4 protein-coding genes are annotated in these 5,988 nt (G+C 73.8%); 3 read left to right on the forward strand and 1 reads right to left on the reverse strand.

The features are described from left to right. Positions 1–111: 111 nt before the first annotated feature. Genes ACFV4G_RS11555 through ACFV4G_RS11565 form a run of 3 tightly spaced genes read left to right on the forward strand, consistent with a single transcriptional unit; the run spans position 112 to position 3,059 of the window. Positions 112–1,437: a hemolysin family protein gene (locus ACFV4G_RS11555; RefSeq protein ID WP_380439005.1), complete on the forward strand. Its 1,326-nt coding sequence runs from the start codon at positions 112–114 to the stop codon at positions 1,435–1,437. A gap of 30 nt (positions 1,438–1,467) precedes the next feature. Next, a complete protein-coding gene (gene trpS / locus ACFV4G_RS11560) occupies positions 1,468–2,508 on the forward strand; it encodes a tryptophan--tRNA ligase (RefSeq protein WP_380439007.1) in 1,041 nt (346 codons plus the stop codon). Beyond that, a complete protein-coding gene (locus ACFV4G_RS11565; protein WP_380439009.1) occupies positions 2,505–3,059 on the forward strand; it encodes a 2'-5' RNA ligase family protein in 555 nt (184 codons plus the stop codon). Before trpS ends, ACFV4G_RS11565 begins: the two co-directional genes overlap by 4 nt. Before the next feature lie 72 nt (positions 3,060–3,131). Here ACFV4G_RS11565 and ACFV4G_RS11570 read toward each other — a convergent pair whose 3' ends face one another. Next, on the reverse strand, positions 3,132–5,642 hold the full coding sequence (locus ACFV4G_RS11570) for a CDP-glycerol glycerophosphotransferase family protein (RefSeq protein WP_380439011.1): 2,511 nt from the start codon (positions 5,640–5,642) through the stop codon (positions 3,132–3,134). Positions 5,643–5,988 lie beyond the last annotated feature (346 nt).

Consider the following 5,988-nt stretch of genomic DNA (forward strand, 5'->3'; position numbering starts at 1 on the left):
CGCCAGCCTCTTTTGTTTAAACCCCACCCATGCGGCCCCCCCGGTTTCCCGCCCCGCCCCCCCCCCCCCCCCCGGGGGCCGGGGGGGCCCGTCGCCTTACACTGGCGCGCTGTGAACGAAACCATCGGGGACGCGGCGCTCGTCCTCGTCTTCATCCTCCTGGGCGGGCTCTTCAACGTCGCCGAGATCTCGCTGATCTCGCTGCGCGAGGGCCAGATCCGGACGCTGGAGGCGCAGGGCACCCGGCGTTCCGCCCGGGCCGCGCACCTGGCCGCCGACCCCAACCGCTTCCTCGCCGCCGTGCAGGTCGGCGTGACCTGCATGGGCTTCCTGTCCGCCGCCTTCGGCGCGGACACGCTGGCCGGCAAGGTCGCCCCGCTGTTCGTGCGGGCCGGGCTCACCCGGGGCGTCGCGGACGCCGTCGCGCTGGTCGGCCTCACCCTGGTGATCAGCTACGTGTCGCTGGTGCTCGGCGAGCTCACCCCCAAGCGGATCGGCCTGCAGCGCGCCGAGTCGATCGCGGTGACCGCCGCGCCCGTCGTGGACGTGATGTCCTCGGTGCTGCGGCCGGTGATCTGGCTGCTCGGGCACTCGACCGACATGATGGTCCGGCTGCTGGGCGGCGACCCGACCGCCGGGCGCGGCTCGATGAGCTCCGAGGAGTTGCGCGGCCTGGTCGCCGCCAACACCGAACTCGGCAGCGACGAACGGGCGTTGATCGCCGACGTGTTCTCCGCCGGGGAGCGGCAGCTGCGCGAGGTGATGGTCCCGCGCACCGAGGTGACCTTCCTGGACGCCGAGCGCGCGCTGACCGCCGTCCGCCACCAGGCCGAGACCTCGCCGCACTCGCGCTACCCGGTGGTCGAGGGCAGCGCCGACGCCGTGGTCGGCTTCGTCCACGTCCGCGACCTGTACGGCACGCGCGGCGAGCAGGCCGCCAAGGTCCGCGACCTGGCCCGCCCGGTCAAGCTGCTGCCCGGCACCAAACTGGTGCTGGAGGCGATGGGCGAGATGCGCCGGGAGGGCCACCACCTGGCGATCGTGGTCGACGAGTACGGCGGCACCGCGGGCATCGTCACGCTGGAGGACCTGGTCGAGGAGGTCATCGGCGAGATCCGGGACGAGTACGACCGCCCGCAGACCGCCACCATCCGCCGGCTGGCCGGCGGCGGCATGGAGCTGGACGGCCTGCTCAACCTCGGCGACTTCGCGGAGGAGACCGGCGTCGCCCTCCCGGAGGGCCCGTACGAGACGGTGGCCGGCTGCCTGGTCGCCTCGCTCGGCCGGCTGCCCAGGGACGGCGACCAGGTGCGGGTGCCGGTCGAGGGCGGCGGCGGGGTGCTGCTGACGGTGGCCAAGCTGGAGGGCCGGCGGATCGCCCGGGTCAGGGTGAGTGCCGTCACACTGTCGGAACCTCCAGGGGCAGAGGTTTCCTGACCGCCCGGTGGAACTGGAACAATGGCCCGCATGGTCAACGCAGCGGTCACTGGTCCGGTCAAGGACCGTCCTCGGGTGCTCTCCGGGATCCAGCCCACCTCCGGGTCGTTCCACCTCGGCAACTACCTCGGCGCGGTGCGCCAGTGGGTCGACCTCCAGAAGGACAACGACGCCTTCTACATGGTGGTCGACCTGCACGCGATCACGGTGCCGCAGGACCCGGCGACCCTGCGCGAGAACACCCGGATCTCCGCCGCCCAGCTCCTCGGCGCCGGCCTGGACCCGGAGCACTGCACGCTCTTCGTCCAGTCGCACGTGCCCGAACACGCGCAGCTGGCCTGGGTGATGAACTGCCTCACCGGCTTCGGCGAGGCCTCCCGGATGACCCAGTTCAAGGACAAGTCCGCCCGCTACGGCGCCGACAGCACCACGGTCGGCCTGTTCACCTATCCGATCCTCCAGATCGCCGACATCCTGCTCTACCAGGCGGACGCCGTCCCGGTCGGCGAGGACCAGCGCCAGCACGTGGAGATCACCCGGGACATCGCGGAGCGCTTCAACTCCCGCTACACCCCGACCTTCACGGTGCCGAAGGCGTACATCCTCAAGGAGACGGCGAAGATCCAGGACCTCCAGGACCCGGCCGTCAAGATGAGCAAGTCGGCCTCCTCGCCCAAGGGCCTGGTCAGCCTGCTGGACGACCCGAAGGCCAGCGCCAAGAAGTTCAAGAGCGCCGTCACCGACACCGGCACCGTCGTCTCCTACGACGAGGACGGCAAGCCCGGCGTCTCCAACCTGCTGCGGATCCACTCCGCGCTCAGCGGCCGGTCCGTCGAGGACCTGGTCGCCCACTTCGAGGGCAAGATGTACGGCGCCCTGAAGACCGAGCTGGCCGAGCTGTTCACCGAGTGGGTCACCCCCTTCCAGGAGCGCACCCGCACCTACCTGGACGACCCGGCCGAGCTGGACCGGGTGCTGGCGCTCGGTGCGGACAAGGCCCGCGAGGTGGCGTCGCAGACGCTGGAGACGGTGTACGACCGGATCGGCTTCCTCCCGGCCGCCAAGCGGTGACTCCCCTCACACGCCTGCCCGGTGGTGGCGACCTCCCCGAGGTCGTCACCATCGGCGTGTCCGTGAGCGTCCCGGACCCGTTCGGCGCGCGGATCCAGGACGCCCGGGCCGGGCACGGCGATCCGCTCGCCCGGTCGATACCGACGCACGTCACGCTGCTGCCGCCGACCGAGGTGCCGGCCGGGGAGCTCCCCAAGATCGAGGAGCACCTGGCGGCGGTGGCCGCGGCGCACCGGCCGTTCCGGATGCTGCTGCGCGGCGGCGGCACCTTCCGCCCGGTCTCCCCGGTGGTGTTCGTCCGGGTCGAGGAGGGCGCGCAGGAGTGCCGGCTGCTGGAGGCGGACGTCCGCTCCGGCCCGCTGGCCCGCGAGCTGGCGTTCCCCTACCACCCGCACGTGACGGTGGCGCACGGCCTGCCGGACGACGTGCTGGACCAGGCGTACGAGCAGGCGCGCGGCTTCCGGGCGGCGTTCACGGTGCCCGGGTTCGGCCTCTCCCGGTTCGACGCGGACGAGGTCTGGCGGCCCTGGCGGAGCTACTCCTTCGCGTGAACCGGCCGGACCGGCCGGACCGTTGAACCGGTTGGAGCCGCGGGACCGGCCGGACCGGCCCGAGCGGCCGGATCAGCTGGCGGTGCGGGTGAGTTCGAGCATCCGGTCGACGACCCGGCGGGCCGCGCCGCCCTCGTCCAGCGCGCAGTGGGCGGCCCGGAAGCGGCGGTAGCGCTCCGCGTACCCGGCGGTCAGCCCGGTGCCGCCGTCGGCGAGTCCGCGCAGCGCGCCGACCAGCTCGGCCGAGTCCGGGACGAGCGGGCCGGGGGCCTCCGTCTCGAAGTCGAAGTAGAAGCCGCGCAGGGTGTCGCGGTAGTGCTCCAGGTCGTACGTGAAGAAGAGCACCGGGCGGCCGGTGATCGCGAAGTCGAACATGATCGACGAGTAGTCCGTCACCAGCACGTCCGCGACCAGCAGCAGCTCCTGGACGTCCGGGTAGTCCGCGCAGTCGTACAGGAAGCCGTCCCCGGCGCCCGGCAGCGGCTCGCGCACGTGGGCGTGCGGGCGGATCAGCAGCACGTGGTCCGGGCCGAGGGCGCGGCGCGCGTGGTCGACGTCGATCCGCAGGTCGAGCCGGAAGCCGTCGCCGTCGCCGCGCTGCTGGTCCTCGCGCCAGGTCGGCGCGTACAGCACGATCCGCTTGCCCTCGGGGATGCCGAGGCGGCGGCGGACGGCCGCGGCGGTGCGCCCGTCGGGCCGGGCCAGGACGTCGTTGCGCGGGTAGCCGGCCTCCAGGATCTCGCCGCCGTACCGGAACGCCCGGCGCAGGATCGGGGTGGCGAACGGGCTGGGCGAGACGAGCACGCTCCACTGCGGGGTCTCGCGGTCGAGCGCGTCCAGGTAGCCGTGGTCCGACAGCCAGGGGTTCTCGACGTCGTGGGCGATGCGCTTCAGCAGCGAGCCGTGCCAGGTCTGCACGACCACCTGGCCGCGGCGGCGCTCCAGGAAGTCCGGGAAGTGGGTGTTGCCGACCAGGTACCGGCAGGTGGCCAGCGCCCGGTACCACTCGGGGCTCCAGATCCGCACCGCGGTGACCCCGGGCGGCAGGTCCGCCTGGGCGTCGTCGACCACCCACAGGTGCTCCAACGGCAGCTCGCGGCGGACGAGTTCGGCGTGCACCGCGCGCGGGGAGTCGGCGTAGCCGCGGCCGCCGAACACGTCGTACAGCACGGCCTCGCGCAGCGGCTCGCGGCGGGCGGCGGGGTACTCGGAGGCCCGCAGGCGGGACTGCGTCCAGGCACTGCGCTCGGTGGCGCTGAGCACCGGCGTGGAGTCCACCAGCAGGGTGTCGTGCCAGCGGCGCTGGAGCAGGACGGGCTTGCCGCCGGCCTGGGTGGCGGCCGGCAGGACGGCCAGCGCGCCGGGCGCGGCCAGCAGCGGGCGGGTCGGGCCGGAGCGGTCGGCGGGCTCCAGCGCGGCCTCCCAGATGCCCTTGCGCAGTGGCAGGGCGGTGCCGTCCGAGCCGGTGCGGGTGGCGGGCACCCGCACCCGGAAGCGGCCGTCGGCGCCGGCCTCGACCGGTCGGCGGACCTCGCCGGCCGTGCCGGTGTGCCGCAGCACCAGCTCCAGCCGGCCCGCGGCCGGGTCGGGGCAGTGCCCGGCGAGCTCGAAGGCGCCGGCCTTGACGGCGATCCGGTCGATCAGGCCGGCCGCGGGCTGGACGCAGACCTGGAGCCGGCCGTCGGCGAGGTGCTTGAGGTAGAGCGCGCGGTCCGCGGTGCCGGGCAGCCGGTGCTGGCCGGCCACCGGGCCGCCGCGCTCGTCCACGACGAGCTGCTCGGTGCTGCCGTCGGGGCGGCGCAGTTCGGTGTCCCAGTGCTCCAGGTCGCCGGTGCCGCGTCCCTCGGCGGTGAACGGCCGGTAGGGCAGGTGGACGGCGAAGGCGTCGCCGGTGCGGGTGACGGGCTGTTCGACGACGGCGTCGCTCTGCCGGTGGCGCAGCCGCAGCACGGTGCCGGACGGGCAGTGGCCGGCGGTGCCGCGCAGGTCGAGGCCCCCGTCGACCGGGGTGGCGGCGGTGAGCCGGACGCCGGGGCGCTCCAGCAGCAGGTGCAGCCGGTCGTCGGTGAAGTGCGGCTGGAGGCGCACGTCGCGGTCGACCCAGCGGGCCGGCGGGTACTCGCCCGAGCCGCACCAGTGCGGGGCGAGCGTGCCGTACTGGCGGCGCACCCGGGTGGGGCGGGGGCGGGTGAAGAGGGTGGTCTCGATCTGCCAGTCGCCCAGCAGCCACGCGCCGCCGCGGCGCAGCCGCCCGGGCTCGATCACGGCGGTGAACCCGGACCAGTCGTGGTTGTGCTCGGGCTGGGCGCTCTCGTCGGTGATCTCGGGCAGGCGCCGCGGCCGGGAGCGCACGTGCACGGGCGGCTGGGCGTCCTCGGGGTGGCGCAGGGTGAGCCAGGTCCAGGCGGAGCCGGCCCGGCCGGTGTCCTGGTCGTGCGGGCGGGCGAAGCCGGTGAGCTCCAGGCCGCGGCCGGCCCAGCGGGCGCGCAGCAGGCCGAAGACGGCGTCCTCGGACGGGGTGGGCAGCGCGGTGGTCACACGGGGGTCGGCGTGGGGCAGGACGAGCCGCGTGAGCACTGGCATTTCGGGTGGAGCCCTTCGGGACGGGAACCCGGCGTGGGGCTTGGCCGGGGGTGCTGGCGACCGGCGGGAGCCGGAACGGTGACAGTCGAATTGACATCCCATACCGGGACGACACCCGGGGTCAACTGTACGGTTCGTAGAATTTCCTGAGAAATTTGCCGACGAAACGCCAGTTCGAGTGCAATGTGGGCGTAAAGATCCGGGCGCTCTCGGGTAACTCCCGGAAATGCCGAGGCGGGGGGGGGGGGGGGGGGGGCCAGCGCCACGCGCGGAGGGGGGGAGTCGAGCTTCTAGATCTAAACAGAAAAGACAGAAGCCGCGCGCCGCGGGGGCGGCGGGCGCGCGG

This window comes from Kitasatospora sp. NPDC059747 (assembly GCF_042732955.1).
Lineage (GTDB): Bacteria > Actinomycetota > Actinomycetes > Streptomycetales > Streptomycetaceae > Kitasatospora.

What these genes read in the sequence shown, in the direction of transcription:
- ACFV4G_RS11570 (WP_380439011.1), bottom strand. Translation starts at nt 5,642, where the DNA reads ATGCCAGTGCTCACGCGGCTCGTCCTGCCCCACGCCGACCCCCGTGTG.
- trpS (WP_380439007.1), top strand. Translation starts at nt 1,468, where the DNA reads ATGGTCAACGCAGCGGTCACTGGTCCGGTCAAGGACCGTCCTCGGGTG.